Annotated in this window: 24 protein-coding genes; 12 read left to right on the top strand and 12 right to left on the bottom strand. The window is 72.7% G+C overall.

What is annotated here, in order from left to right; genetic code table 11:
• Together ABZT18_RS23850 and ABZT18_RS23845 are read left to right on the top strand one after the other, a co-directional pair.
• Positions 1-595, top strand: a 595-nt coding sequence (locus tag ABZT18_RS23850; protein ID WP_355252508.1) for an SAM-dependent methyltransferase, incomplete at its 5' end; no start/stop codon positions are given.
• Complete coding sequence (locus tag ABZT18_RS23845; protein WP_354994573.1) at positions 592-1,779, top strand: NADH-quinone oxidoreductase subunit D; 1,188 nt, start codon at positions 592-594, stop codon at positions 1,777-1,779. The genes ABZT18_RS23850 and ABZT18_RS23845, both read left to right, overlap by 4 nt.
• 18 nt (positions 1,780-1,797) lie before the next feature.
• On the opposite strand, the gene ABZT18_RS23840 is transcribed toward ABZT18_RS23845, so the two are convergent.
• From ABZT18_RS23840 to ABZT18_RS23825, 4 genes are all read right to left on the bottom strand, one after another.
• Positions 1,798-3,453, bottom strand: coding sequence for a hypothetical protein (locus tag ABZT18_RS23840; protein WP_354994574.1), 1,656 nt, complete (start codon positions 3,451-3,453; stop codon positions 1,798-1,800).
• A 108-nt stretch (positions 3,454-3,561) separates the two neighbouring features.
• The gene (locus ABZT18_RS23835; RefSeq protein ID WP_354994575.1) at positions 3,562-4,566 is read right to left on the bottom strand and encodes a glycine betaine ABC transporter substrate-binding protein; all 1,005 of its coding nucleotides are present in this window, start codon (positions 4,564-4,566) and stop codon (positions 3,562-3,564) included.
• Between the two features lie 217 nt (positions 4,567-4,783).
• Positions 4,784-5,524 (bottom strand): ABC transporter permease, encoded by a 741-nt coding sequence (locus tag ABZT18_RS23830; RefSeq protein WP_354994576.1) that lies wholly within the window; start codon positions 5,522-5,524, stop codon positions 4,784-4,786.
• Positions 5,521-6,207, bottom strand: a complete 687-nt coding sequence (locus ABZT18_RS23825; RefSeq protein WP_354994577.1) for an ABC transporter permease — start codon at positions 6,205-6,207, stop codon at positions 5,521-5,523. Before ABZT18_RS23825 ends, ABZT18_RS23830 begins: the two co-directional genes overlap by 4 nt.
• A gap of 2 nt (positions 6,208-6,209) precedes the next feature.
• Here ABZT18_RS23825 and ABZT18_RS23820 point away from each other — a divergent pair, with 2 nt between their 5' ends.
• The gene (locus tag ABZT18_RS23820; RefSeq protein ID WP_354994578.1) at positions 6,210-7,214 is read left to right on the top strand and encodes an ATP-binding cassette domain-containing protein; all 1,005 of its coding nucleotides are present in this window, start codon (positions 6,210-6,212) and stop codon (positions 7,212-7,214) included.
• Positions 7,215-7,254: 40 nt separating this feature from the next.
• Here the strand turns inward: ABZT18_RS23820 and ABZT18_RS23815 are convergent, their stop codons facing one another.
• The 7 genes from ABZT18_RS23815 to folP all read right to left on the bottom strand — a co-directional run bounded on the left by ABZT18_RS23815 (position 7,255) and on the right by folP (position 11,814).
• Entirely contained in the window at positions 7,255-7,686 is a 432-nt protein-coding gene (locus ABZT18_RS23815) for a hypothetical protein (protein ID WP_354994579.1), read from the bottom strand.
• Between the two features lie 125 nt (positions 7,687-7,811).
• On the bottom strand, positions 7,812-8,108 hold the full coding sequence (locus tag ABZT18_RS23810) for a hypothetical protein (protein WP_354994580.1): 297 nt from the start codon (positions 8,106-8,108) through the stop codon (positions 7,812-7,814).
• 53 nt (positions 8,109-8,161) lie between these two features.
• Entirely contained in the window at positions 8,162-9,376 is a 1,215-nt protein-coding gene (locus ABZT18_RS23805; protein WP_354994581.1) for an ABC transporter permease, read from the bottom strand.
• 120 nt (positions 9,377-9,496) lie between these two features.
• Positions 9,497-10,036: a DUF3180 domain-containing protein gene (locus tag ABZT18_RS23800; RefSeq protein WP_354994582.1), complete on the bottom strand. Its 540-nt coding sequence runs from the start codon at positions 10,034-10,036 to the stop codon at positions 9,497-9,499.
• 19 nt (positions 10,037-10,055) lie between these two features.
• Complete coding sequence (gene folK / locus ABZT18_RS23795; RefSeq protein WP_354994583.1) at positions 10,056-10,583, bottom strand: 2-amino-4-hydroxy-6-hydroxymethyldihydropteridine diphosphokinase; 528 nt, start codon at positions 10,581-10,583, stop codon at positions 10,056-10,058.
• Positions 10,580-10,948, bottom strand: a complete 369-nt coding sequence (gene folB, locus ABZT18_RS23790; protein ID WP_354994584.1) for a dihydroneopterin aldolase — start codon at positions 10,946-10,948, stop codon at positions 10,580-10,582. The genes folK and folB overlap by 4 nt, the downstream gene beginning before the upstream one ends.
• On the bottom strand, positions 10,945-11,814 hold the full coding sequence (folP, locus tag ABZT18_RS23785; RefSeq protein ID WP_354994585.1) for a dihydropteroate synthase: 870 nt from the start codon (positions 11,812-11,814) through the stop codon (positions 10,945-10,947). Before folP ends, folB begins: the two co-directional genes overlap by 4 nt.
• A gap of 354 nt (positions 11,815-12,168) precedes the next feature.
• Between folP and ABZT18_RS23780 the strand changes: the two genes are divergently transcribed.
• Genes ABZT18_RS23780 through ABZT18_RS23750 form a run of 7 tightly spaced genes read left to right on the top strand, consistent with a single transcriptional unit; the run spans position 12,169 to position 20,588 of the window.
• The gene (locus tag ABZT18_RS23780; RefSeq protein WP_030327982.1) at positions 12,169-12,483 is read left to right on the top strand and encodes a hypothetical protein; all 315 of its coding nucleotides are present in this window, start codon (positions 12,169-12,171) and stop codon (positions 12,481-12,483) included.
• A 13-nt stretch (positions 12,484-12,496) separates the two neighbouring features.
• On the top strand, positions 12,497-12,859 hold the full coding sequence (locus ABZT18_RS23775) for a hypothetical protein (protein ID WP_007466101.1): 363 nt from the start codon (positions 12,497-12,499) through the stop codon (positions 12,857-12,859).
• Between the two features lie 49 nt (positions 12,860-12,908).
• Complete coding sequence (locus ABZT18_RS23770; RefSeq protein WP_354994586.1) at positions 12,909-16,295, top strand: ATP-binding protein; 3,387 nt, start codon at positions 12,909-12,911, stop codon at positions 16,293-16,295.
• A 1-nt stretch (position 16,296) separates the two neighbouring features.
• On the top strand, positions 16,297-18,246 hold the full coding sequence (locus ABZT18_RS23765; RefSeq protein ID WP_354994587.1) for an MFS transporter: 1,950 nt from the start codon (positions 16,297-16,299) through the stop codon (positions 18,244-18,246).
• A complete protein-coding gene (locus ABZT18_RS23760; RefSeq protein ID WP_354994588.1) occupies positions 18,243-18,800 on the top strand; it encodes a hypothetical protein in 558 nt (185 codons plus the stop codon). Before ABZT18_RS23765 ends, ABZT18_RS23760 begins: the two co-directional genes overlap by 4 nt.
• The gene (locus ABZT18_RS23755; protein ID WP_355252505.1) at positions 18,797-19,972 is read left to right on the top strand and encodes a M23 family metallopeptidase; all 1,176 of its coding nucleotides are present in this window, start codon (positions 18,797-18,799) and stop codon (positions 19,970-19,972) included. Before ABZT18_RS23760 ends, ABZT18_RS23755 begins: the two co-directional genes overlap by 4 nt.
• Before the next feature lie 13 nt (positions 19,973-19,985).
• Positions 19,986-20,588: a hypothetical protein gene (locus ABZT18_RS23750; RefSeq protein WP_354994590.1), complete on the top strand. Its 603-nt coding sequence runs from the start codon at positions 19,986-19,988 to the stop codon at positions 20,586-20,588.
• Positions 20,589-20,591: 3 nt separating this feature from the next.
• Here the strand turns inward: ABZT18_RS23750 and ABZT18_RS23745 are convergent, their stop codons facing one another.
• Positions 20,592-21,149, bottom strand: coding sequence for a hypothetical protein (locus ABZT18_RS23745; RefSeq protein WP_354994696.1), 558 nt, complete (start codon positions 21,147-21,149; stop codon positions 20,592-20,594).
• A 194-nt stretch (positions 21,150-21,343) separates the two neighbouring features.
• On the opposite strand from ABZT18_RS23745, the gene ABZT18_RS23740 reads away from it, so the two are divergent.
• Complete coding sequence (locus ABZT18_RS23740; RefSeq protein WP_354994591.1) at positions 21,344-23,905, top strand: FtsK/SpoIIIE domain-containing protein; 2,562 nt, start codon at positions 21,344-21,346, stop codon at positions 23,903-23,905.
• Positions 23,906-23,933: 28 nt separating this feature from the next.
• Positions 23,934-24,653: a hypothetical protein gene (locus ABZT18_RS23735; protein ID WP_354994592.1), complete on the top strand. Its 720-nt coding sequence runs from the start codon at positions 23,934-23,936 to the stop codon at positions 24,651-24,653.
• Positions 24,654-24,714 lie beyond the last annotated feature (61 nt).

Raw genomic sequence — 24,714 nt, 5'->3', positions numbered from 1 at the left:
CCTGCTGCGCATCGTCCAGTCCGCCCTTGCGAACACTGTGCGCCACGCCGAGGCAACCACCGCCGACCTGACCGCCCGGAGCCGGCCGGGCTGCCCCGAAACCCCCCACAGCAACCACAGCAACCAGCCCGACCAGCGCGCAGAGATCGGGAGGACGAGAGATGAGGCGTGGGCCAACGCGGTGCGACAGATCAACCGAGGGCTGGCGGTAGCGGTCGACTACGGGCACCTGCGGGAAAGCAGGCCGGTGGACGGGACGCTGACCGGTTACCGGGCTGGGCGGCAGGTGCCTCCGGTGCCGGACGGGTCGAGTGATGTGACCGCACACGTGGCCATGGACTCGGTCGCCTCCGCCGGTGCGGCGGTCGCCCGGTGTGCGTACTCCCTCGTCTTGCAGCGGGAGGCGCTGCGGGCGCTCGGGGCGGACGGCGGCCGACCGCCGCTGAGCCTGGCCGGCACGGACCCGGCGGGGTACGTGCGGGCGCTGGCCGCCGCGTCGGCGGTGGCCGAGCTGACCGACCTGGCCGGGCTCGGTGGGCACTGGTGGCTGCGCCAACCGGTCGGCATCCCGCTCGGGCCGGCCGTGGCACGATGACGGGCATGACCACCGACGCCGGGGACCTCCGCGAACTGACCGTCGGCACCGGGGCCGGTCTGGTCGCCGATACCGGCGGTCAGCAGCTCGGCACCGACATGGTGCTGAACATCGGCCCGCAGCACCCCTCGACGCACGGTGTGCTGCGACTGAAGCTGGTGCTCGACGGCGAGCGGGTGATCTCCTGCGAACCGATCGTCGGTTACATGCACCGGGGCGCGGAGAAGCTCTTCGAGGTGCGCGACTACCGGCAGATCATCGTGCTGGCCAACCGGCACGACTGGCTCTCGGCGTTCTCCAACGAGCTGGGTGTGGTGCTCGCGGTGGAACGACTGATGGGCATGGAGGTGCCGGAGCGGGCCACGTGGCTGCGGATGGCGCTGGCCGAGCTGAACCGGGTGCTCAACCACCTGATGTTCCTCGGCTCCTACCCGCTGGAGATCGGCGCGATCACGCCGATGTTCTACGCCTTCCGGGAGCGGGAGACCATCCAGGCGGTGATGGAGGAGGTCTCCGGCGGCCGGATCCACTACATGTTCAACCGGGTGGGCGGCCTCAAGGAGGAGGTGCCGTACGGCTGGACCGGGCGCGCCCGCGCGGCGATCGGCGAGGTGCGCCGGCGGTTGCCCGACCTGGACCACCTGATCCGGCGCAACGAGATCTTCCTGGCCCGGACCGTGGGTGTCGGCGTGCTCTCCGCCGCCGACGCCGCCGCGTTCGGCGCGTCCGGGCCGGTGGCCCGCGCCTCGGGGCTCGACCTGGACCTGCGCCGCGACGAGCCCTACCTGGCGTACGACGAGCTGGACGTGCCGGTGGTCACCCGCACCACCGGGGACTGCCACGCCCGCTTCGAGGTGCTGCTCGACCAGGTGTATGCGTCGCTGGACCTCGCCGAGCAGTGCCTAAACAGAGTGGACCAGCTGACCGGGCCGATCAACACCCGGCTGCCGAAGGTGCTGAAGGCGCCGGAGGGGCACACCTACGCCTGGACCGAGAACCCGCTCGGCATCAATGGCTACTACCTGGTGTCCCGGGGCGAGAAGACGCCGTGGCGGTTGAAGTTGCGCACCGCCTCGTACGCGAACGTGCAGGCACTGGCCACCCTGCTTCCCGGCTGTCTGGTCCCGGATCTGATCGCGATCCTCGGCTCGATGTTCTTCGTGGTCGGCGACATCGACAAGTGACGCGAGCCGCCTGACCTGTCAGCGCCAGCGGTCGCCGGACGGGGCGCCGCCAGCGTGCGGTACGTCGTCCTGCGGCGGGTAGCCGTAGCCCTCGTCGACCCGACGCCGGCCGGTCCGCTCCGGTGCGGGTTCCGCCTGGTGGCCGCGCTGGCGCGGTGGACGCCACTCGTCCGGCACCGGCACGCCGCCCACCGGCAGCGCCGGGCGGTCCCCCGGCTCGGCCCGCCAGCCGCCGTCGCGGTCGTGCCGGGGTGCCGGCTCGTCCCGGTGGTACGACCCGCGCTCCTCGTGACGGCGCGGCTCCTCGTGGCGGACGGTGGCCCAGCGGTCGGCCACCCGGTACTCGGTGCCGGTGGCGTCGGCGTGCACCTCGGCCCGGCGCTCCCCGACCCGCAACTCACGGCCGTTCTCGTCGTCGCGGACGGCGGCCCAGCGGTCACCGGCCCGCAACTGCGACCAGTACTCGCCGGTGTCGTCGGCCCGCAGAGGCGGCCCGGGCTGCGGCGCGGCGGCGCCCGCCCGATCGCGCTGCTCCGACCGACCACGATCGTCCGGGCTGTCCCAGGAACCCGAGGCCTGCCTCTCCGGGGTGCGGTGCGACCGGGCCGCCGAGCCGGGCTCGTCGGGTTGGGCGTACGTGTTGCGCGGATCGGTCCACTCGGGCTCGCCCCGGGGCGCGGGCTGCGCCCCCCAGGAGCGGTCGTCGCCGGGGCGAGCCCGGTCGTCGCCGGAGTGCCGGTCGTCGCCGTACCCGGCTCGGGGGCGCTCCTCCGGCTCGCCCCTCGACCGGCCGGCCGAGCGGGAACGCTCATCCGCGCCGCCACTCCGGTTCCACTCCTGCGCAGGCGGGGTCCACTGGCCGGCGTACCCGCCGCCGTAGCGGCCAGCCTGCTCGGACGGCCCGCCGTCCACCACGGTGTGCCGGGTGGTGACGTGCACGGTTTCGGTGTGCCGGACCACGCCGACCGGCCGGTGCGCCGGCTCGGGGCGGTCGTGCTCCCGTGGGCGGGCCGAGCCGTACGCGGTGGCGGCCGGCCGTTCCGCGCCGTACATCCCCGCGGTCGCCGCTGGTTCGGCGGCCTCCCGTGGGTACGCCGGCTCGTCGTCCACCTGCTCGGAGCGACCCCACCGGGCCGAATCGTCCGGGCCCGACACCCGGGCACGGCCGGGCGGCGCCTCACCCGGCACCGGGACCCGGCTGCGGGCCACCGGCGCGTTGTCCACCGGCGGCTCGACGGCCGGCACCCGCGCCCGGCCGGGCCCCATCTGCTCGCCAGCGGGGGCGGCACCGGCGAGGGCGGCACCGCTGGCGTCGAGACGACGGCGGACGGCGGCGACCCCCTCCTGGGCCCGCTGCGCCTGGTCGAGCGCCTGGTTACCGCGCTGGGCGGCGGCCACGATCTCGGTGCGCAGCTCCCGGCGGAGCTCCTCGATTTCATCCAGCAGCTCGTCGGCCCGCGCCGAGGCGCCCTCACCGTCGGGCCGGAGCGCGATGGAGAGGCCGATCAGCACCACCGCGAGGATGGCGAGCACCGCGGCGAAGCGCAGCGGGCCGTTGCCGTCGGCAACCAGCAGGATCAGCGCCGCCACCGGCGCGAGAGCGACGCCCGCCCAGAAGAGCATGGTCAGCAGCGCTGGTTGGCGCCGGACGTCAGGGGTGACCGGGGCTGGCATGGATGTGCAGCCTACCGAGGATCTCCACCGGAGGGAACGGGGTCCCGGGACGCACGGACGCCCCCGCCCGGTCGGGGCGGGGGCGTCCTCAGCGCGTCAGGAGAGGGCTCAGCTGGTGGCGAAGGCGCTGTCCGAGGAGAAGATCAGGCCCACGCTGATCGAGCCGTCGCGCAGCCCGCTCTTGGTCAGTGGTCCGCCCTGGTCCAGCGAGGAGAACGAGCCGACCGACAGCCCGTACGTCTTCTCCAGGCCCGGCTTGCAGAACGGACGCTGCTCGCACTCCGGCGGGCCACCCAGAACGGTCGCGTTGCCGGAGCACTTCGCGGCCAACTCGGAAAGGGTCCGCACGCCGTACTTGTCGGCGAAGGCCTGGGTGACGGCGAAGGCGTTCTGGTCCTGTGCGGCGGCCGGGGCACCGAAGGTGATGCCGGCCTTGTCGCCCTCGGCCTTGAGCGCGGTCACCGTCGTGTTGATGTCGGGCGAGGAGACCGGCTGGGCGTTGGGGCCGTTGACCTTGGTGTTGAGGAACTCGGCCATGGTCGCCGCGTACTCCGGGACGACCTGGACCTCGCCCTTCTCCAAAGCCGGCTCGTAGAGCTCCCGGTTGCCGATCTGCTGCACCCTGACCTGGTAGCCGGCGGCGGTGAGCGCGATCCGGTACAGCTCGCCCAGCGTCTGGCTCTCGGCGAAGTTGCCGGCGCCCACCACGATCTCGCCGCCCGGGCCCTTGGCGATGCCCGCGGTGAGGTTGTTGCCGGAGGCGAACTCCTCGGCCGCCACCTTGGGGGTCTTGCGGTCCTCGTTGACGGCCTTGTTGAGCAGGATCAGCTTCGGGGTGTCGAGCGCCGCGGAGACCTTGTCCAGTGCGGCGATCAACTGTGGGTTGGCCGCCTTGCTGTTGATCGCCGGAATGACGTTGTCGGAGTTCTGGAGCTTCTTGTCATCCTGCAGAGCGATGAGCTGCTGGCCGGCGACCGGGGCACACCCGGCGCCCGAGGCGCTCTGCTGGGGCGCGTCGGTGCCGGACGAACCGGCATCACCGCACCCGGTGAGGAGCGCTGCCCCGGCGACGGCGCCGATAGCGCCAATGGCCAGACGTGTACGTGCGCGCATGTGCCCGCCTTCCGTGTCCCGGCGCGGCCCGTCCCGGGCCGGCCGCGTGTCCGACGGGCGATCTGACTGTCGGTCGCCCGCGAATATCCACCCAACATCCTCCGCAACCGACCGACAACCTGAGGTGGACTTCGTCACCGCATCGTCACCGATCGGCCCGCCGCTGGCCGCCGGCTCGGCGGAAGGCCACCCGGACGAGTCGCCCGCGAAACGCGAGTCAGGCGCTCCCGGTGGCGTCGGCGGGCCGGGGCCGCGTCGCGCTCTGTCGCCCGCGCCGGAGCGGACGGGGGGTGACCAGCCGTTCGACACCGCCGAGGACCACCTCCGCCAGCAGCGCGAGCCCGGCCACCAGCACACCACCAGCGACGATCTGGCCCCCGCCGGCCGCGATACCGATCCCGAACCCGCTCCGGATGATCTGGCCGAGGCCGCCGCCGTTGACGAACGAGGCCAGCGCCGCGGTCGCGATCACCTGGACCGCGGCGGTCCGGAACCCGGCGGCCAGGTAGGGCACCGCGAGCGGCAACTCCACCCGGCGCAGCAGCTGCCCGCCGGACAGGCCCATCCCCCGGGCCGCGTCGCGGGCCTCCGGATCGACCTGCCGCACCCCGGTGTACGCGTTGGCCAGCAGCGGCGGGACGGCGAAGACGGCCAACGCCACCACGACCGGCGTCCGCCCGAAGCCGCTGGCGAAGACCACCGGCAGAATGGTCAGCAACGCCAGGGTGGGGATGGCCAGGGTGGCGTTGGACACCAGCACCACCAGGCCACCGCCCCGGCCGACGTGACCCAGCCAGAGACCGAGCGGCCACGCCACCAGGCAGCCGAGCGCCACCGCCATGGCCGAGATCGTCAGGTGCTCCACGAGGCGGTCCAGCATGCCGCCGGGGTTGGTCCAGTTCAGTGGGTCGTTGACCCAGACGACCGCCTGGCCGATCGGGTTCGCCGCGACGGTCACCGTGCCCTCCGGGTGGACCAGGGGGTCACCAACCGGGCGACCAGGACGAGCAGCAGGTCGAGCACGACCGCGAGCGCCACGCAGAGCAGGGCCGCGGTCATGATCTCAGCCTTGTAGAGGTTGTTCTGGAAGCCCGAGAAGATCAACTGACCGAGGCCGCCATGGCCGACCAGCACCCCGACCGTGACCAACGCCACCGTGGAGACGGTCGCCAACCGCACACCGGTCACGATGCCCGGCACGGCCAGCGGCAGGTCGATCCGGAACAGCCGCCGCCATCGGCCGTACCCCATTCCCTCGGCGGCCTCGCGAACCTCCGGAGGCACCTGGTTGAGGCCGGCCACCACGTTGCGCACGATCAACAGCAACGCGTAGAGGACCAGCCCGACCAGCACAGTGGTGGCCCCGGTGCCCAGGTAGGGCGCGATGAACGCGAAGAGCGCCAACGACGGGATCGTGTAGACCACCCCACTGACGGCGAGGATCGGACCGGCGAGCGGACGGACCCAGTACGCCAGAACGGACAACGGCAGGGCGATCAGCACCGCGATCAACACCGCGCGCCCGGTGAGGGAGGCGTGTTCGCGCACCGCGGCGAGGATCGTGTCAGAGTTGTTCCGCACGTACTGCCAGGAGAACCAGGGATTACCCGGGTCAGCCCGGTAGCTGAGGCGGAAGGACATACGTGGACGTTACCCCGGGGGCCGCCGACGTGGCCCGATCCCCTCGTGCGGCGTCGATCTCCCTGCACGGCATCCAGAAGCGCTACCCGAACGGCACCGAGGCTGTCCGGGAGCTCAGCCTGGACGTCCGGGCCGGCGAGCTGGTGGTGCTGATCGGCCCGTCCGGCTGCGGCAAGTCGACCGTGCTGCGCATGATCAATCGCCTGATCGAGCCGACCAGCGGTCGGATCACGCTCGGCGACGAGGACGTCACCGACGTCGACCCGGTGCGGCTGCGCCGCCGAATCGGGTACGTGATCCAGAACGTCGGCCTTTTTCCACACCAGACGATTCGGACCAACGTGGCCACCGTGCCGAGCCTGCTCCGGTGGCCCAAAGCCCAGACCCGAGCCCGGGTCGACGAGCTGCTCGACCTGGTCGGGCTGGACCCGGCCCAGTTCGGCAACCGCTACCCGCACGAGCTGTCGGGTGGTCAGCGGCAACGGGTCGGGGTGGCCCGCGCGCTCGCCGCCGACCCGGTGGTGCTGCTGATGGACGAGCCGTTCTCGGCCGTGGACCCGATCGTCCGGGCCCGCCTCCAGGAGGAGTTCCTCCGCCTCCAGGCCGAGGTCAGAAAGACGATCGTGCTGGTCACCCACGACCTCGACGAGGCCGTCCGCCTCGGCGACCGGATCGCGGTGCTCTCCGAGGGCGGGCACCTGGAGCAGTACGACACGCCAGCCGCACTGCTCGGCGCACCCGCCACCCCGTTCGTACGCGAGTTCGTCGGCGCCGACCGGGGCATCCGCCGGCTGGCGGTCACCCCACTCGACCGGGAGTCGCTGGAGCCAGTGCCCGGGGACGCCGCGGCGGACCTGCCCACCGTCGCACTGGACGGCTCCGCGTACGACGCGCTGGCCGTGCTGCTCACCTCGGGACGGGACCAGCTCGTGGTGACCGACGCCGGCCGGCCAGTGGGTGCGCTGAGCCGACAACGCGTCCTCGACCTCGGCCGCTCGACGGGCTGACCAGCGACGACCGGGCCGCTGGAGTCGGCGGTCCGGTCAGCTAGGCGCGACCGCCGAGGCTGGCGGTGCCGATGATCCAGCCGGTGAGGAAGCCGTAGCCGGCACCGGTGCTGGCGTCCTGCAAGGCACCCAGCAGCGACGGGTCCGGGCCGAGCAGCGCCGCGAGCACGGCGGCGAGCCCGCCGGCCAGCACGTACGCGGCCCAGCCGGAGAAGAACTGGCTGACCGACCCGGGCACCCGGGCCACCTGGGCGGCGGGCAGAAGGTAGAGCAGGGCCACCGCGAGGACCACCAGCAGCACGGCGCGCAGGTCGGCGGCGAACAACCCGCCGGCCTGCCCGTCCGCGTCGAGCCGCCACGCTGGCCACGCGAGCAGGCGCACGTAGAAGGCGGCGGCCGACTCCGGGTCGGTCTGTGTGGCGGCCCAACCGGTGTAGGCCGGGCTACCGCAGATGCCGACCAGCAACAACACGGCGAGCGCGCCGGTGCCGGCTGCGGTGCCGTAGCGGCCGACCGGGCCGGAGCGGCTGATGAGCGACGTGATCCGCCCAGGCCCCGAACCGTTCGGTCGAGCGGACCTGGGCTGCCCCGAGCGGCTCAGTGCTTCATCAGGTAGTCGATGAAGGCAGCCCGCAGCAGCGGCGCGGACTCCTCGTAGCCGTGACCGGTCAGCTCCCGCCACAGCGCGTTGGCCTCGTCGATGGTCGGGCCGATCGAGTTCGGTGCGCCGTCCAGCACCGTGGCCTCGTCCGCGTTCGGCAGGTGCCGCAGCACCGACCAGTAGAACCCCACGTCGCGACGCTCTCGGGCTCGGGCGAACGCCCGCTCCCGCAGCTCCTCGGTGGACAGCGCGTCGAGCTCCTCGAACGAGGCTCCGGCAGGTGTGTCGGTCATGCCGCCGAGCCTAACGGTCGAGATCAGCTCCGGCTCGGCGGACGCGACGCGGGTCACCGCTCGTCGGCGTTCCACCGGCGCGGGCTGTCCTCCCACCGCGGATCCCGCCACGGGTCGACCGGTTGGGGCGCGGCCGGTGTCGGCAGCGTCGGGGGCCAGTTCTCGACCGACTGCGACTGCGCCATCGTCCAGCCCGCGCTGATCGTGCCGTCGCCGATCGGCTCAGGCTTGTCGGTGCTGCCCGGCCGGGGCCGCCCGAACGTCTCGACCAGCCGGGTGACCAGCAATCCAACGCCGAGCGCGGCACCGCCGACCACCCAGTTGCTCAGCGTCCAGCCGTGCTCCGGCGCGTACGTCTGAAAGACGGTCACCAGGCTGACCGCCAGCACCGTGCCGAACACACCGCCCCGACGGCCGTACGCGCTGGTGCCAGCGAGCAGGGTCACCCCGATCGCCAGCACGGTCCAGTCCAGCCCCGAGGTGGGCGCGATCGGACTGGGGCCGTTGGCAGCGAGCAGCACGCCGGCGAGGGCGGCCAGCACGGTGGAGCCGACCAGCGCGACCGCGGTGACCACGGCCGCCACCGTGCCCCGCCGACGGGCCGGATCGGTGACCGGCCGGTACCGGCCGACCAGCCGGCGAATCGCCCGGATCGCGCCGAACAGCCCGCCGAGGACGGCCACGGCGGCGAAACCTGCGAAGAAATATCCGGCGCTGCGCCCGGGGTCGTAGTCACCCTGCACCAGCACAGGCGTTGAACGGCGTTCGATGAACACCACCACACCGGCCGCACCGGCCAGGCTGGCAGCCCAGCCCGGCACGTGCAGCACCACCACCGCCAGCGCCAGCGCGATCCCGCCCAGGGCGGCGACCCCCACGGCCGGGCCGACCGACGCCGGGAGACCCCGGTCGCCCTGCTCGGCGTAGTGCAGGGCTGCGGCGACCGCGATCGGCCCGACGGCCAGATTCGGCGCAGCCGTGCGCAGGCTCAGCCCGGCGGCGAGGGCGAGCATCCCCAGCCCGACCGCGTAGACCAGCAACGTGCGCAGGTTGCCGCCGCGCAGGGCGGCCGGATTGTCGTGCCAGAGCAGCCAGCCCAGGGCCGCCACCCCGACCAGGAGCAGGAACTCCCATCCCAGGTGGACGCCAATCCGATCCCGGCCGGGCTCACCGTGGGTGGGGTCGTCGAAGACGTTCTCCAGAACGGCGGCGGGCACCCCGGACGAGGGTTCGGCCGACCGGTCCCGGCCCGCTTCTTCGTACCCCATGACGCCGCCTCCCCAGTGGCCGGCCGTCCCCAGTCCGGCGCGCGGACAGACCGTGGGCGGCCCTTGCTCCCCGATCGCAGGCACCGTACCCGTGCCCGGAGCTGGGCGTAACCCCCCTGCTCAGCGCTGGCCGGGGCGGCTCTCCCGTGGGTCCTGCTCGCGCTCGTCGTCCGGGCGTTCCGGCACCCGGCAGGAGCGCTCCAGCCACAGCGCGGCGCCGACCAGGGCCAGTGAGGCGAGCAGGCCCCCGACCGCGGCCGGTCGATCGTCCAGTGCGGCGCGGGTGGTTTCCACGAAGAGCCAGCCGGCGAGCCCCGCGTAGAAGCCGGCGAAGATGGCCGCGGCCAGGGCCGACGCCTTGGCCAGCACCACGAAGCGGGCAACCATCAGCGGGTTGACCGGGTCCCGGCCGGGCTTGCGCTCGATCCGACCCCGGGTGTTGATCGCGGCGTACGCCTCGAGCACGGCGAGCCCGGCCAGCGTCACCACCGGCAGCCAGGGCAACCGGGGGATGCCGCTGTAGTAGAGGGTGCTGATGAGCAGCCAGGCCACCGCCGCCGCGGCCAGGGCGGCCACGACCAGGGTCGAGATCCGGGTGGGACCCATGCGTGACCGGTCCGGGCCCGACCCGCCCGGTGGTGGGGACTTCGCCTGCGTCATGCCGGCCGGCTCCGCTCGGTCATGCCGTCGACTCTAACGCCAACTCCGGCCTGGGACGCAGTTCCAGCGCCTCGTTCGCCGCGGGTCCGGTGGTCAGCAGGTCGGTCAGCCAGCCGTGACCGGGCAGCCGCCCGTACGGCTGAATGTCGATCCACGGCCGCAGCACGAAGGCGCGCAGGTGCGCCCGGGGGTGCGGCAGGGTCAGCTCCGGGTCGTCGCTGAGCACGGGTTCGTCGTCGTCGCCCCAGACCGCGATCACGTCCACGTCGAGAGTGCGCGGCCCGAACCGTCGCTGCGGGTCACGGACCCGACCGGCCGCGCGCTCCGCGCAGCGGGCCCGCTCCAGCCAGTCGCGCGGGGTCGCGGTCTCGTCCTGGGCCAGCAACACCGCGTTGAGGTACGCGGGCTGTTCGACGTCGCCCCACGGTGGAGTCTCGTACACGCCGGAGAGCACGAGCACAGCGTCGCCGAACGTGGCGACGGCCGTGCGCAGGTGACCCAGCCGGTCGCCCAGGTTGCTGCCGAGCGACAGCACGGCTCTGGTCATCGGCCACGCGTCCGGGTCATGGTGACGGCCACGTCGGTGAAGGTGTGCGGCACGGGGGCCTCCGGCTTGTGCACGGTGATCGTGGCGGCGGCGACCCGCTCGTCGGCCAGGCAGACCGCGAGGAGTCGGTCCGCGAGGGTCTCGATCAGGTTGACCGGTTCGCCGGTCACCACCGCGACCAGGCTTTCGGCCAGCTCGCCGTAGTGGACGGTGTCGGTGACGTCGTCGCTGGCGGCGGCCGGAGACAGATCCAACTCGAGGACGGCGTCGACCACGAAGTCCTGCCCCTGGGCACGCTCGAAGTCGTACACCCCGTGCCGGCCGCGGGCCCGCAGGCCGGTCAGGTGGATCCGATCGGTTGTCATCGCTGCACCTCATGCTCGTGATCGGCGGCGGCCAGGCGCGGGCTGCCGGTCGCGGCCCAGACGGCGAGCGCGTCGGCGGTGGCCCGCACGTCGTGCACGCGAACCCCCCAGGCGCCCGCGGCGACCGCCAGCACACTCGTCGCCACGGTGGCCGCCTCCCGCTGAGCGGTGGGGCGCGGGGTGCCGTCCGGGGCGGCGAGCAGCCCCCCGAGGTACGACTTGCGGCTGGCCCCGAAGAGCAGCGGGTAGCCGAGGTCCAGCAGCTCCGGCAGGCGGGCGCTGAGCTCCCAGTTGTGCGCCGCCGTCTTGGCGAAGCCGAGGCCGGGGTCGACGATGAGGCGGTCGGCGGCCACCCCGGCGGCCAGCGCCGCGTCGACCCGTTGAGCCAACTCGGCTCGGACGTCGGCCACCACGTCGGTGTAGTTGGCCAGCTCGCGCATCTCACGGGAATGGCCCCGCCAGTGCATCAACACCCAGGGGCAGTACGCGTCGCGGACCACGCGGACCATGTCCGGGTCGGCCAGCCCGCCGGAGACGTCGTTGACCACCGCCGCCCCGGCAGCCAGGGCGGCCTCCGCCACCCGTGCGCGGCTGGTGTCGATGCTGACCGCCACGCCGGCGGCAGTCAGCTCGCGGATGACCGGCACCACCCGGTCGACCTCGGTGGCGGCGTCGATCCGCTGAGCGCCCGGACGGGTCGACTCACCTCCGATGTCCACCAGGTGCGCACCGGCGTCGCGCAGACGGACGCCATGTCCGACGGCCGCGTCGAGGTCGGCGTACCGTCCGCCGTCGGAGAAGGAGTCCGGTGTGACGTTGAGGACGCCCATCACCACCGGGCCCGAAGCCCGCACCAGATCGGTCACGACTAGACGGTACCGGTCGCGGCAGCGGCGCCCACCGGCCCGGGTTGGCCTCCACAACCACCCCTGACGTGCCATTTAGAACAGGTGTACTATCGGGCGCCTGGTCAGTAACGGGCAGTCCCTTCGCGGCTTGTCGCAATCCGGGGCGGCCCGTACGCTTTGGAATTGGCCAGCATCGAGATGGCGAAGTGTGGAGGGAGGGCCGAAGCGGGGAAAATCCGCCCAAACCTCGCCACGCTCCGTGGTGAGTAACGAACGCAGGGTCAAGAACGCTGCGCCCTGTGAGCACATTTCCCGCAAGGCTTGCCTATTGCACCGCCGCGGCACCGCCGGCCGCGCTATGGGGAGGTTCCAGTGATCGCCTTCGAGCTCATGGAGACGGCGTCGTCCGGCGTCGCCCACGCGCTCTCCACCCTGGCGTCGGCTCCGCTCGCCGAGCCGGCACCGAAGGGGATCGACACCAACAGTGTGGTCACCTTCTTCGCCAGCAAGATCGCGCCGATCCTGCTCGCCGTCCTGGGCGTGATCTTCATCGGGCGCGCCAGCCGGGGCGAAATCTCCAAGGTGCTGACGAGCTCCGCGATCGCCATCGTCGGGCTCGCCTTCATCGCCGGCGCGGCAACACTCTTCTTCGTCGGCGATTATCTGATCGACCTGATCTTCGAATAGGCGCGGTCACCAGATGCGGCTGCGTACCGACGACGACATCTACCGGGCACGCCTGGTCTACCTCGGGCCGCCCGGTTACACCCTTCCGGTCCACCTGCCCTACGCCCAGTACGGGCTCTTCATGCTGCTCGTCCCCCTCTACATGTTCATCCACTGGCTGTTCACGTTGACGGTCGAGCTCTTCCCCGCGTGGGAGATCGCGCTCGCCATCGTGACCACGTCGTTCATCTTCCGGCACGTCGACCCCGATCGGCCGGCGCGGGTGGTCATCCGCACCGCGCTGACCGACTGGCGACGCACCCGGGAGCCGGCGATCGAGCAGCGCGACCCGCGCCTGGTCGGCAGCCGGATCAGGATTCGGGAGGAGCTGGCATGACCGGGCGTACGCGGATCGGTCCGTCGCACGACGCGGGTGAGGCGGTCGCATGAGTCGCTCTTCCACGCCGGGTTCCCCGGCCGGCCGCCCGGCCGCGCCGGAAGGTCACCGTGCGCATTCGTTCGACTACACCGAGGCCGAGGACGAGGTGGCGCTCGATCCCGCGCTGGTGACCTCGCCCGGTCACGGCGCGGTCGGCGTGTTCCAGGCACCCCGGCCGGTCCCCCGCCGGATGCCACCCGCCGAGCCCACCTCGGTGTCCGCCGATGAGAACCCTGACATCGATTCCCCCTTCCTGGACCTCTTCGGCGGGGCTCGGCCCGGCGCTGCCCGAGCCATCTCGGCCGGTCCGAGCGCCAGGGAGCAGCCGACGATCCCGCAGCAACCGCCCGCCGCAGCGCCGGCGCCGGCCCGCCCGGCTCCTGAGCTGGAGCCACCGTGGACGCCCGACGACCGAACCTCCGGCGGGGGGCGGTCCGTCGAGTCACGACGCGCAGGCGGCGAGTCCCGCGTGCCCCATCAGGCCGGCGACCGGCTGCCGCTGCTCCGCCCATCGGGCGAGCCCGACCCGGCCGCCGAGGGCGTGTCCGTGTCGACGGCCACCAATCCGGTGATCCGGCCACCCGACACCGCACCCGCCGGACGGGCGACGACGCCGTCGGGCCGGCCAACGCCACCGGTGGAACGACCGGTGGCCCCCGCGGACCGACCAACGGTCCCGGTGCACCGGCCAGCCCTGGAGCCGACGCCGCGCCGCGCCAACGGCTCGGAACGGTCCAAGGTGGCCGGGAAAGAGGTCGCCGCACCCCCGCAGCGCAGCGCGAGCCGGCAGGACCGACCCCTCCGGCCGACCCGGGTCCGCGCCCCAAAGATCAAGTTCGGGGATCGGGACCCGTCGGTCGAGTTGGCCATCACCGAGATCGCCGGCCACCTGACCTTCACCCCGAACACCGTCACCGCCTGGTACTGGCTGCCTGAGGTCCGCTGGGCGTTCCGACCGGACGCCGAACGCGAAACGCTGTTGTCGGCGATTTCCGAGCAGTACGCCGGCCTGGCCGGCTTCCGGCTACACCTGCGCCGCACCACCCGGCCGTTCCCCGCCGACGAGTGGGCGCGCACCATCGACGCGCACACCCCCGCACCGCTCGCCGACGTGGCCGGCACGACCGGCTGGGCCGACCACCTGGTCGCCGCCCAACGGCACCTGATGTCGGTCAACCACGCCGAGGGGCAGACCTACCTGGGCGTCACCTTCGCCCGCCGCTCCCTCGGCGACTCGCTCACCGAGCGGTTGCTGCGCACCTTCGGCCGGGGCACCGCTGAGGGCGAACGCCGCAAGCTGGGCCGCACCGTGGAGCAGTTCGACGAGGTGCTCGGCGCGTTCGGCATGCGCGGCCGTCGGGTCACCGCCCAGGAGCTGGAGTGGCTGCTCTACCGCTCGGTGGCGCTGTGCATGGCACCACCCGGGAAGCTCTCGCCGGTGACCGACGGGCGCTGGGAACGCGGCGATCTCCTCGCCCTGACCGAGCAGGTCGAGCGCTACCGCACCCCGTACGGCTCGACCGTGAAGCTGGTCAACCGGATGACTGGCGAGGAACGGCACGTGGCCGTGCTCGCCGTCGGTCGGATGGAGCCGTTGGAGATCCCGGAACGGCACGAACCCTGGCTGCACTTCCACGAGCGGCTGCCCTGGCCGATGGAGATCTCCACCCGGGTCGACATCCTCGGCTCCGGCGACTCCTTCCGTAATCTCGAACACCGGCTGCGAATGATCCGCTCACAGCAGCTCGACTACGCCGAGCACGGCATCGACGCACCCCCGGAGCTGGAACGGCTGGCGAAGCGCGCGCTGGTGATCGGCGACGAGATGACCACCGGCCTACCGGTCGACTCGGCCCGCGCGCACGGCTGGCACCGGATCGCAGTCGGCGGCCGGACCAGAGAGGAGTGCCTGGAGCGGGCCCGCCGGCTCATCCAGCTCTACTCCCGGGAGCTACGCATCTCGCTGCAGCACCCGAAGAACCAGGACTGGCTGGCCCGCGAGTTCATTCCCGGCGAGCCGATCGCCAACACCGGCTACGTCCGCCGCATGCCGGTGCCACTGCTCGCCGCCGCGCTCCCCCAGGCCGCATCGAACGTCGGTGACCGGCGGGGCGACCTGATCGGCCGGACTGCCGGCACCTGCCGCCGCCCGGTCTTCCTCGACCTGCACTTCCCCATGGAGGTCCGGGAACGCTCCGGGCTCGCGGTCTTCGTCGCCGAACCGGGCGGTGGCAAGTCGACCCTGCTCGGCGCGCTCGGCTACCTGGCCGCCCGCCGAGGTGTCCAGGTGACCCTGCTCGACCCGTCCGGGCCGCTGGCCCGGCTCTGCGCGATGCCCGAGCTGCGGCCGTACTCCCGGGTTCTGAACCTGACCGGATCGGAGCACGGCACCCTGGCGCCGTACGCGCTCATCCCGACGCCGCTGCGCAGCGAGTTCGGCGTCGGGGCCGCCGGCGACCGGGAGTTCGAGATCGCGGTCTCCAACGCGCGAGCCGAGCGGCGGATGCTGGTCCAGGACATCTGCATGATGCTCGTGCCGCCACAGGTTGCCCGCGAGGCGTCCACCGCCACCCTGTTCCGGCACGCGGTCCGCCAGGTTCCCGCCGAGGAGACGTCCACCCTGGACGACGTGGTGAGCTGCCTCGGGCGGCTCGACGACGACGCCGGCAAAGAACTGGCGAACCTCCTGTTGGACACCGCCGAGATGCCACTGGCCATGCTCTTCTTCGGCCGGCCGCCGGAAGGGCTGCTCGGCGCCGACGCCGCGCTCACCGTGATCACCATGGCCGGGCTGCGGTTGCCCGACCTCAAGATCGAACGGGAGTACTGGTCGGCCGAGGAGGCACTCGCCCTGCCGATGCTGCACACCGCTCACCGGCTCGCCGTCCGCCGCTGCTACGGCGGCCCGATGTCGTCCCGCAAGCTCGTCGGCCTGGACGAGGCGCACTTCATGGAGGGCTGGCGGTCCGGACGTTCGTTCCTGGTCCGACTCGCCCGCGACTCCCGCAAGTGGAACCTCGCCGCGCTGGTCGCCTCGCAGAACCCCCGCGACATCCTCGGCCTCGACGTCCAGAACCTCGTCTCCACCGTCTTCGTCGGCCGGATCGCCGAGGACGCCGAGATCGCCTCCGAGGCGCTACGGCTGCTGCGGGTGCCGGTCAACGACGGGTACGAAGCGACCCTCGCCTCGCTCTCCGCCGCCGACACCAACTCGGCCACCCGGCTCGGCTTCCGCGAGTTCGTGATGCGCGACGTCGACGGCCGGGTGCAGAAGATCCGAGTCGACGTCTCGTACGTCGAAGGGCTGCTGGACCACCTCGACACGACGCCCGCCGCGATCGCCGCGGCGGCCGGAGTACTGCCGAGCATCCCCCTGCCGGATCTGGAGGCGTGACATGGCGAGGGCCCGGGCACGGATCGCGGCGTTCCTGCTCGCCCTCGGCGTACTGGCCGGGGCCTCCCTCACCTGGCCGCTGATCGGTGCGGAGGCCGCTGCCGCCGCACCGCCCGCCGCCCAGACCCGCGCCGACCTCTGCACGACCCCGGAGTGGCAGGCCGACTTCCGGGCCTGCGTGGGGAAGCTTCAAGCGGTCAGCGAAGACGAGGTCAAGTGCCGTAACGCGCCGACCCCGGGTACACCGGACTCCGGGCTCGCGGGCTGGTTTGCCGCAGCGCCACCAGCAGAGGCAGCGAATGGAGTAGCTGGCCGGTACAGCCTCTACGGCTATGGGGGCTACAGCTACTCCACCTACGACATCGACGGCGGCTGCGCATCGAGCGTGCTACATCCGGACTACAAGTTCACCACCACGATCGCCAATGGCGAGTTCATGGCCGCCACGGCAGTCATCGGCGCCTCAAACGCACTCAGGGAGCGCGCCTGGGACCCCGGTTCGATGTGGGGTTGGGCCGACCCGCTGGTCGAGCAGGCGACCAAGGCCGTGTACCAGAAGGTGTTCAGCGTCTTCGGGATCGTCACCCTGTGCGTGGTGGGGCTGTACCTGCTCTGGCGGTCGCGCCAGTCGGACATGAGCAACGCGATGACCACCGCCGGCTGGGCACTGCTGGTAATGGTTGCGGTCACCGCACTTGCTGCCTGGCCGGTCAAGTCAGCCAATATGGCCGACGGCGTACTTGTCACCAGTCTCGGGGTGGTGCACGACGCCGTTGGCCCGCAGGCGAAGGAACCGGACCCAGAACGATGCATCGACCCCGATCGCTGCAAGGATCTCCGCACCCCTGCTGTCCGAGCCAGCGACACCGCTACCGAGACCATGCTCTACCGAAACTGGCTCCGCGGAGTGCTGGGTTCGGCGGATAGCGAGACCGCCCGCAAGTACGGACCGGCCTTGTACGACGCCAAGGCGTTCTCCTGGGACGAGGCCGGGAAGTTGCGCGCCAACCCGGCTACCCGGGAGGCGACGATCAAGGCCAAGCAGCAGCAGTGGGCGCGGGTGGCCCAACAGATCCAGACCGAGGACCCGGAGGCGTACGAGTACCTCCAGGGTGTGCGGGACATGGACCGGGTGGGCGCGGGGTTCATCGCGGTGCTGGCCGCGGTGCTCTTCGCCATGTTCGACCTGACGGCGTCGTTGCTCGTCCTGCTGGGCTTCCTGATCTTCCGGTGGGCGGTGATCGCGGCACCCATCCTGGGTACGGTCGGTCTGCTCCGGCCGGCCAGCGCCGGGCTACGGAGGTTGGCGAACGCCGTGGTCGCTGCGGTTTTCAACATCGCCATCTTCGGCACCGGGGCCGCCATCTATCTGTTCGCGGTCGACCTGATCATGAGTACCCCCACCCTGCCGGGCTGGCTCCAAGTGGTGCTGGTCTGGCTCTGCGGCGTGGTCGGTTGGCTGCTGCTGCGGCCGTACCGGCGGATCACCCAGCTCGGCGGCAAGGACAGCAGCGAAGCGGTCAGCTCGGCCGGGTCCTGGCACCGCCGGTTCTTCCGCGACATGCGGACCGCCGCGCGACTGGACGTGGCGGAGCCGGGCGGCACGGCGGAGCCGGTGGGCGGGCGTCGACGGTCGCCGGATGCGGAGCCGACCCGGCTGCGCCCGGAGGCGCGGCGGGAGGACCCAATTCTGGCGCCGACCGCCGCTGGCGAGGGCCGTCGTACCAGCGCCGGACGCCCCGACGGTCAGGAACGCCCCGGCGAGGCACCGGCGGAGGAGACCAGAGGCCGGGGCCGCCCGGTCGCTCCCCAGCCTCGCCGCCGGCAGCCGGCGACCTGGACCGAGCCGGACGTGCCGGCTGAGAACCCGGCGTTCGTGGTCTACCGGCCGGGCTCCACGGAGCATTCGCCGGACCGCACCGGACCGCGGGTGCGCTCAGAGGCACGGTGACAGTGATGCGACGGGCCCTGGAGTTTCTCTTCACCCGGGCGCTGCGATCCCGGCTCGGCGTGGCGCTGGTAATCGCGGTGCTCGTCTTCGCCGTGCTCGGGGCGACCCGGCTGATCTCCGACCCGGCCGATCCGGCGGACGGGTTGAGCAACAGACCGAACCGACCGATCACCACCGTGGACCCGACAGCCGGCGACGACGGTGTGCTCTCCAGCGAGGCTCCGCCCTCACCGGTGACGTCGCCCGGTGCCCGCACACCCGAGCAGACCGCGGACCGGTTCACCGCGGCCTGGCTCGGCCGCCCCGGAATCACGGCCGAGCAATGGCAGGCCGGCCTGCGGCCGTTGTCCACGCCGTCGCTGACGGAGAAACTCGCTGGCGCCGACCCCGGTGGTGTCCCGGCCGAGGAGGTTGCCGGCCCACCAGCGGTGCGGTCGCGCACCGAGACGTTCGTCGAGGTGCTGCTGCCTCTCGACACCGGTCGGCTCCGGCTTGAGTTGGTCACCACGGACGACGGTTGGCTCGTCGACGTGGTGGATTGGGAACGGCAATGACCGCCGCCCGAGGCGCGGCCACCGTCCGCCGACCACTGCGGGTCGGCGTGATCGCCACGATGCTCACCGGGGTGCTTCTCCTGCTCTGCTGCACCGGGGGCACCGCCGCGTTCTTCCTCAGTGGGCTCGGCGGCGACCCGGAGAACGGAGACAACCTGGCCGGCTGGGGCTGCGGCCCGGTCCGTCCGGTGGACATCGCCGGCGAGCTACCGCGGTTCACCGAGTACGGCGACGCGCAGGTCCGCAACGCCGCGATCATCATCAAGGTTGGCCAGGACCTGGGGGTGCCCTCGCGGGGCTGGGTGATCGCACTGGCCACCGCGATGCATGAGTCCGCCCTGCGCAACCTGGCGAACAGTGACGTGCCGGAGTCCCTGGCCCTGCCACACGAGGGCGTCGGGGCCGACCACGACTCGCTGGGCCTGTTCCAGCAACGGCCCGGGTGGGGCTCGGTCGCGGAGCGGATGACCCCCGCCTACACGGCCCGCAAGTTCTACGAAAAGCTCGTCACCGTCCGGAGCTGGCAGCGCCGACCACTGACCATGGTGGCGCAGCAGGTCCAGATCAGCGCCTACCCGGACGCGTACGCCAAGCACGAGGAGGCGGCCAGCACGATCGTGGACGCCCTGGCTGGCGGTGCGGCCCGTACCGTCGAGATCAACGGCAAGGCGGTGTGCAACGCGGCCGAGCGCGGCGAGATCGCCGCCTCCGGCTGGACCGCCCCGATCCCCGGCGACGCCGGCTCCGGCTTCCGCACCGCCGAGCGGCCCAGCCACAACGGGGTGGACATCGGCGCGGCCAAGGGCACCGAGATCCGTGCCGCCGCCGCCGGGCGCGTGCTGGTCGCCCGCTGCGACCCGGACAACAGGGGCAGGCGGAACTGCGACGTTGACGGATACCCGGGCAAGGGCGGCTGCGGGTGGTTCGTCGACCTGCTGCACGCCGGTGGCTACATCACCCGGTACTGCCACATGGTGAGCCGTCCCCGAGTCGCACCCGATCAGATCGTGCCGGCCGGCGAGGTCATCGGGCAGGTCGGCAGCAGCGGCAACTCGTCCGGCCCCCACCTGCACTTCGAGGTGCACCTGCGCAACGACCGGTCCAGCCGGGGCGCGGTCGATCCGATCCCGTTCATGCGCGCGCGGGGTGCTCCGTTGCGCGCTGCCGAGTAAGGCCACCACGGGTATGACCGGACCGTTGCCGGACCCGTTCGCCGATCAGCCTGACTGGGCGCCCCGGCCACCCCGCCCGCTGGCTGTCGTCCCCGCCACCGAGCGGGTGGAGCTACGGGGGCGACGGGTGTTGGTCGGGCTGCCGGGATTGGGCTGGCGGGGCGACCTGCGCGCGGACGACCGGGTGGTGCAGGGCGCCCGGACCTACGTGCCGGTGATCCCCGAGCACGAGTGGTACCGGGCCGAGGCCGACCAGGTCGAGGTGTTCGCGCCGTTGGTGCCGGTGGAGCGGGTCTGGGTGGAGACCGTGGGCAGCCAGCCACCAGGGTCGGAGGGTGCCCAGGGCGTCGGCATCCGGTTGGTCTCACTGGACGGCCCGGCTCACCGGACCCCGACTCCCGTCTTCGAGGCGGACGCCGTCACCGGGCGCCGGGTCGTGCACGTCGAGAGCGGTCAGGAGCACCGCGACCTGCGAGCGGTCACCGAGACCTATTCGGGCGCCGAGGGGGACATCTGCGTCCGGATCACACCCGAGGTGGAGTGGTACCGCTGGGCCTGGCGCGGCCAGTCACCAACCACGTTGGAGGTGCCGGTGCATCTGTTGTGGATTGAGTGAGAATCAACCTATCTTGCTGCCGCTACAAACCCGCCAGCCATCCTGCTTCTCGACGACGAACCGCCACGTGTCGGTCAGGCTCTGCTGCACTCCATCTATCGTGGCGCTGCGCCGAATGACCGTCACGACGGAGGTGGTATCGCCCTGATCATTGACGTCCAGGCTGCCCCAGCTAATCAGGATAGTGACGCCAAGTTGTTGCTCGCGCGCGAGCAGGTCGGTTCGCAGCGAACGAAGCGACTCCAACTGTGACCCACCTTCGCAGGTGAAGAGGTCTGCCCTCGCGTCGTTCCGGTCCACGAGGAATGCGCGCAGGTAGTTGTCGACCACCACGTCGGGTGCGCTGCGGTCCGGGGCTGACGCGCGGTTGTACAGCACATAGCCTGCGACGACCCCGCCAAGGCAGAGTAGGGCGAGCACCCCGGCGACAACCGTGAGCACCGTCCGCATGCGGCGGCGGGGCGGCTGCGGCGCCGGCGTTACCGGGGCGGGCGGCAGCTGCTCGAACGGTGTCCGCTGGGCCGGTACGCGGGAGACCTGGGAACCGGCGGGGGGCTGCACTGATTCCACCTCCTGACGTTATCGGCTGCACGCCCCGGAGCCAATGCCTCAGATCCAGCGGATCGTGACGGACCCTTCCCCACCGGTGAGATCCACGACAACACCGGCGCATCGCCGTGGCACCTCCCGGAGGAGCGGCCTCGGCTGGGATACCGTCTCTGCTCGGGAGGGGTTGCGAACCTCGGGCAGAGGGGGTGGACGCGGTGGCCGGTCCGAAGGCACGCACGAGCCGCGCCGCAGCCCTGCATCGCCGAGCTGCGGCCGTCGCGACCGCCGCCACCGGGATCCTGGACGAGACCCGACCGGCCCCGGCCGACCAGCGCCGCCAGTACGAGGTGGCCGACCGCTTACGTGCCGTCGCGGCACGGCTGGCCCCGGGTTGGTCGGGCGCGACACTGGACTCGCTCACCGTTGATTCTCCGGCGGGTGACGGGCCGCCGCCGTTCGTCCGGGTCGGCACGGCGGCGCCGTTGGACGACGCCCGCTTCCCCGCATTGGTGCCACTCGTCGGCACCGGCCATCTGAGTGTGGACGCTGACGCCCGGGAGCCGCGGGTGGCGGGGTTGCTCCGGGCCGTACTGCTGCGGTTGCTGGGTGCGGCGCCGGCGGGTGCCCTGCTGATTCGCGCGGTGGATGCCACGGGCGCTGCTCTGACCCCGTTCGGTGCGCTCGCTGATGCTGGCCTGCTGCCGCCGCCAGCGGTGGACGTGGCGGGTCTGCGCGCGGTGCTGACCGAGGCGGAGCAGTGGGTCACGCCGGGGGCGAGCGGGCGGCGCCGCCATGACCGCACGCTGTTGCTGGTGGTCGCCGCACTGCCGGAGTCGACCGGCCCGACCGATCTGGCGCGGATCGAGGCGCTGGCCGAGCAGGGGCCGGCCGCAGGGCTGCACCTGGTGGTGGCCGGCTGGCCTCCAGCCGGCCCGTACGCGGCCCGGGCACCACTGCCACACACCACGCCGCTCGCGCTGCGCAACGCGTACGCGCTGCTCGGCGATCCGCCGGGTGCGTCCTTCGCTGGTCCGGGCGCCGATCCGCCGGGCGGTTTGAACTCACCGGTCTTCGTCGAGTCGGACCCGCCGGCCGAGCTGGTCGATGCGGTCTGTCGGCGTCTCGCCGAGCAGGTGGAGGCGGGCTCCCGGTTGGCGTTGGCGGCTCTGCTACCGCAGACGGGTGAGCGGCTGTGGGAGTCGGATTCCGCGGACGGGCTGACCACCACGGTCGGTGATGCCGGGGGCCGGTCGGTGCCGCTGGGTTTCAACGAGCTGACCCCGCACTGGTTGGTCAGTGGCCGGTCCGCGGCGGGCCGTGCGGCGTTCCTGACCACCGCGCTGCTCGGCCTTGCCGCCCGTTATAGCCCTGACGAGCTGGCGCTCTACCTGGTGGATCTCGGGGACGGCGAGTCGTTTGTGGAGTTCCTGCAGACCGAACGCGACCGGTCGTGGATTCCGCAGGTGCGGGCGGCCGCGATGGCCGCCGACCGGGAGTACGTCCGGGACCTGCTTGAGGAGTTGACGGCAGAGGTGCAGCGCCGGACGGAGGCTGGAGCGCGGGCCGGCGGGCAACGCTTCGCGGAGCTGCGCCAGCACCAGCCGCTGCCTCGGATCGTCTGTGTATTGGACAATGTGCCCGTTCTCTTCGCCGAGCGGGACCGGTTGGCCGCTGAGGTGGCCGCCCAGTTGGACGCGCTGGCCCGGGCCGGTCGGGCGTTCGGCGTACACCTGGTGTTGGCTGGCGCGGGCGAGCTGGGGCTGAGTGCCCGCGCGGACGCCGGGCATCGGGATTCGGTGCTCGGGCAGTTCCCGGTGCGGGTGGCGCTGCCGGGCGGCAGCCCGGTGCTGGAGCCGACGAACGACTCGGCCGCGGGCCTGCCGGTGGGCAGCGCGGTGGTGAACACCGCTGGCGGGCTCGGCGGCCCCCGGGGTGCGACCCGAGGTCACGAACGGCTGATCCGTCACCCCGACCCGCAGGACCACCCGGAGGCGGTGGAGGGGCTTCGACACGAGCTGTGGGCGGCCCGGCCGGCCGGGTCGGCGCCGCCGGTGGTCTTCGCCGGGTACGCCCGGCCGCTCCTGGGCAACGATCCGCGATACCGGACGGCATTGGCCGGGCAGGCGCACGGGCCGGCTGCCCTGCTGGGCCGGGCGGTGGACGTGCCCCGCTCGACGGTGGCCGTGCCGCTGGGCCCGGCGGCCGGGCGCAACCTCGCGGTGCTGGGGTCGGGTGCCGCGGCAGGCGGGCTGCTGGCGACGGCGGCCCGGAGTACCGCGGGCCACCATTCCCCGGGCACCGCCCGGTTCCTGGTGGCCGCACCGGACCCGGGTTCCCGACCGCTGGCGGAGGCGTTGACGGTCGAGTTGGCGGCTCGGCACTCGGCCGTGATGGTGGACCTGCCGACGCTGCTCGCGGACACGGCCGATGAGCTGCCCACGTATCTGGTGGTCTTCGGGCTCGACCGGCCGGGCCCTCGGGAGCTGCCGGTGGACCGGCTGCGTGCACTACTGCGGGACGGGCCGCCGGCAGGGAGACACCTGCTGGGCTGGTGGCGCGCGGTGCCGCCGTTCGCCGCGCTGCTGGAGCCGGACGGCGAGGTGGGCAAGCTGGCCGCTGTGGCCGTGCTGGACGTGCCGGCCGCGCAGCTCGCAGCGGTCTTCGGCCGGTCGGTGGAGTGGCGGGCACGCCCCGACCGGGCGGTGCTCTGGGACGGTCCGGACGAGCGGGGCACGGTCCTGGTGCCGTTCGCCGATGAGGCCGGGTGATCCGGTGGTGCGCGCGGGGGGTGTCGAGATGGGTCCGAACGCGACGGTGACCGGGCCGGGGCGGCAGCGGACCGCTGCGGCGGGCGGGGAGGCCGCATCAGCGGCGGTGGAACCCAGCACGGTCTGGGCGGAATACCTCGCCGCGGCCCGTCAGCTGGACGGGGTACGCCGCAGTGCGGCTGCCGCCGCAGGTGAGCAGGCCCGGTCGGCGGAGGCCGCCCGGGAGGAGCTGACGGTGGTCCGTACCGGGCTGGCGAGCCAGCAGGAACGGCTGCGGGAGCTGGGCGTACCGGCGATCTCGCTGGTGCCGTCGCCGCCGGAGCTGACCGAGGCGGCCCGGTCGATGGGGGGCGGCCCGGCGGCCGTGCTGGCGGCGCTGCGGGCCGCGCGGGGTCGGGCGGAGGCGGCGGACGCGGCCCTGGCCGCGCGCCGCCGGTTCCAGCCGGGGTCCTGGCCCGCGCGGGCGCGCAATCTCCTGGTGTACGCGCCGTTGGCGCTTCTGGTGCCGCTGATCCAGGTCGTGGTGTACGCGGCGGCCGGGGCAGGCCCGGCCAGTGTGGTGGCGCTGATCTGCGGGCTGCCGATGCCGGCGGTCGCGTTCGTCGCCGGCTGGGTGGGCATCGGGCGGTTGTTCCGCGTCGGCCCCGACGAGCGGCTGGACCGTACGGTGCGCTTCGGCGCCCTGGTCTGCCTGGTACCGGCGGTGCTGGTGACCGCTGGCCTCCTGCTGGCCCTGCTCGCGGGCTGACCCGCCGCCGGTTGACCCGCCCCGGCTGTTCGGGAGGACGGGCGGGTCCAGGAACGGAACG

This window comes from Micromonospora sp. NPDC005291, assembly GCF_040607415.1.
GTDB lineage: Bacteria > Actinomycetota > Actinomycetes > Mycobacteriales > Micromonosporaceae > Micromonospora.
Note: the sequence above shows the minus strand (reverse complement) of the source record. Positions and strands in the feature narration are given on the sequence as shown.

What these genes read in the sequence shown, in the direction of transcription:
- ABZT18_RS23750 (WP_354994590.1), top strand. Translation starts at nt 19,986, where the DNA reads ATGACCGGACCGTTGCCGGACCCGTTCGCCGATCAGCCTGACTGGGCG.
- ABZT18_RS23840 (WP_354994574.1), bottom strand. Translation starts at nt 3,453, where the DNA reads ATGCCAGCCCCGGTCACCCCTGACGTCCGGCGCCAACCAGCGCTGCTG.
- ABZT18_RS23735 (WP_354994592.1), top strand. Translation starts at nt 23,934, where the DNA reads ATGGGTCCGAACGCGACGGTGACCGGGCCGGGGCGGCAGCGGACCGCT.
- ABZT18_RS23775 (WP_007466101.1), top strand. Translation starts at nt 12,497, where the DNA reads ATGCGGCTGCGTACCGACGACGACATCTACCGGGCACGCCTGGTCTAC.
- ABZT18_RS23755 (WP_355252505.1), top strand. Translation starts at nt 18,797, where the DNA reads ATGACCGCCGCCCGAGGCGCGGCCACCGTCCGCCGACCACTGCGGGTC.
- ABZT18_RS23835 (WP_354994575.1), bottom strand. Translation starts at nt 4,566, where the DNA reads ATGCGCGCACGTACACGTCTGGCCATTGGCGCTATCGGCGCCGTCGCC.
- folK (WP_354994583.1), bottom strand. Translation starts at nt 10,583, where the DNA reads ATGACCAGAGCCGTGCTGTCGCTCGGCAGCAACCTGGGCGACCGGCTG.
- folB (WP_354994584.1), bottom strand. Translation starts at nt 10,948, where the DNA reads ATGACAACCGATCGGATCCACCTGACCGGCCTGCGGGCCCGCGGCCGG.
- ABZT18_RS23825 (WP_354994577.1), bottom strand. Translation starts at nt 6,207, where the DNA reads ATGTCCTTCCGCCTCAGCTACCGGGCTGACCCGGGTAATCCCTGGTTC.
- ABZT18_RS23805 (WP_354994581.1), bottom strand. Translation starts at nt 9,376, where the DNA reads ATGGGGTACGAAGAAGCGGGCCGGGACCGGTCGGCCGAACCCTCGTCC.
- ABZT18_RS23765 (WP_354994587.1), top strand. Translation starts at nt 16,297, where the DNA reads ATGGCGAGGGCCCGGGCACGGATCGCGGCGTTCCTGCTCGCCCTCGGC.
- ABZT18_RS23810 (WP_354994580.1), bottom strand. Translation starts at nt 8,108, where the DNA reads ATGACCGACACACCTGCCGGAGCCTCGTTCGAGGAGCTCGACGCGCTG.
- ABZT18_RS23845 (WP_354994573.1), top strand. Translation starts at nt 592, where the DNA reads ATGACGGGCATGACCACCGACGCCGGGGACCTCCGCGAACTGACCGTC.
- ABZT18_RS23770 (WP_354994586.1), top strand. Translation starts at nt 12,909, where the DNA reads ATGAGTCGCTCTTCCACGCCGGGTTCCCCGGCCGGCCGCCCGGCCGCG.
- ABZT18_RS23800 (WP_354994582.1), bottom strand. Translation starts at nt 10,036, where the DNA reads ATGACGCAGGCGAAGTCCCCACCACCGGGCGGGTCGGGCCCGGACCGG.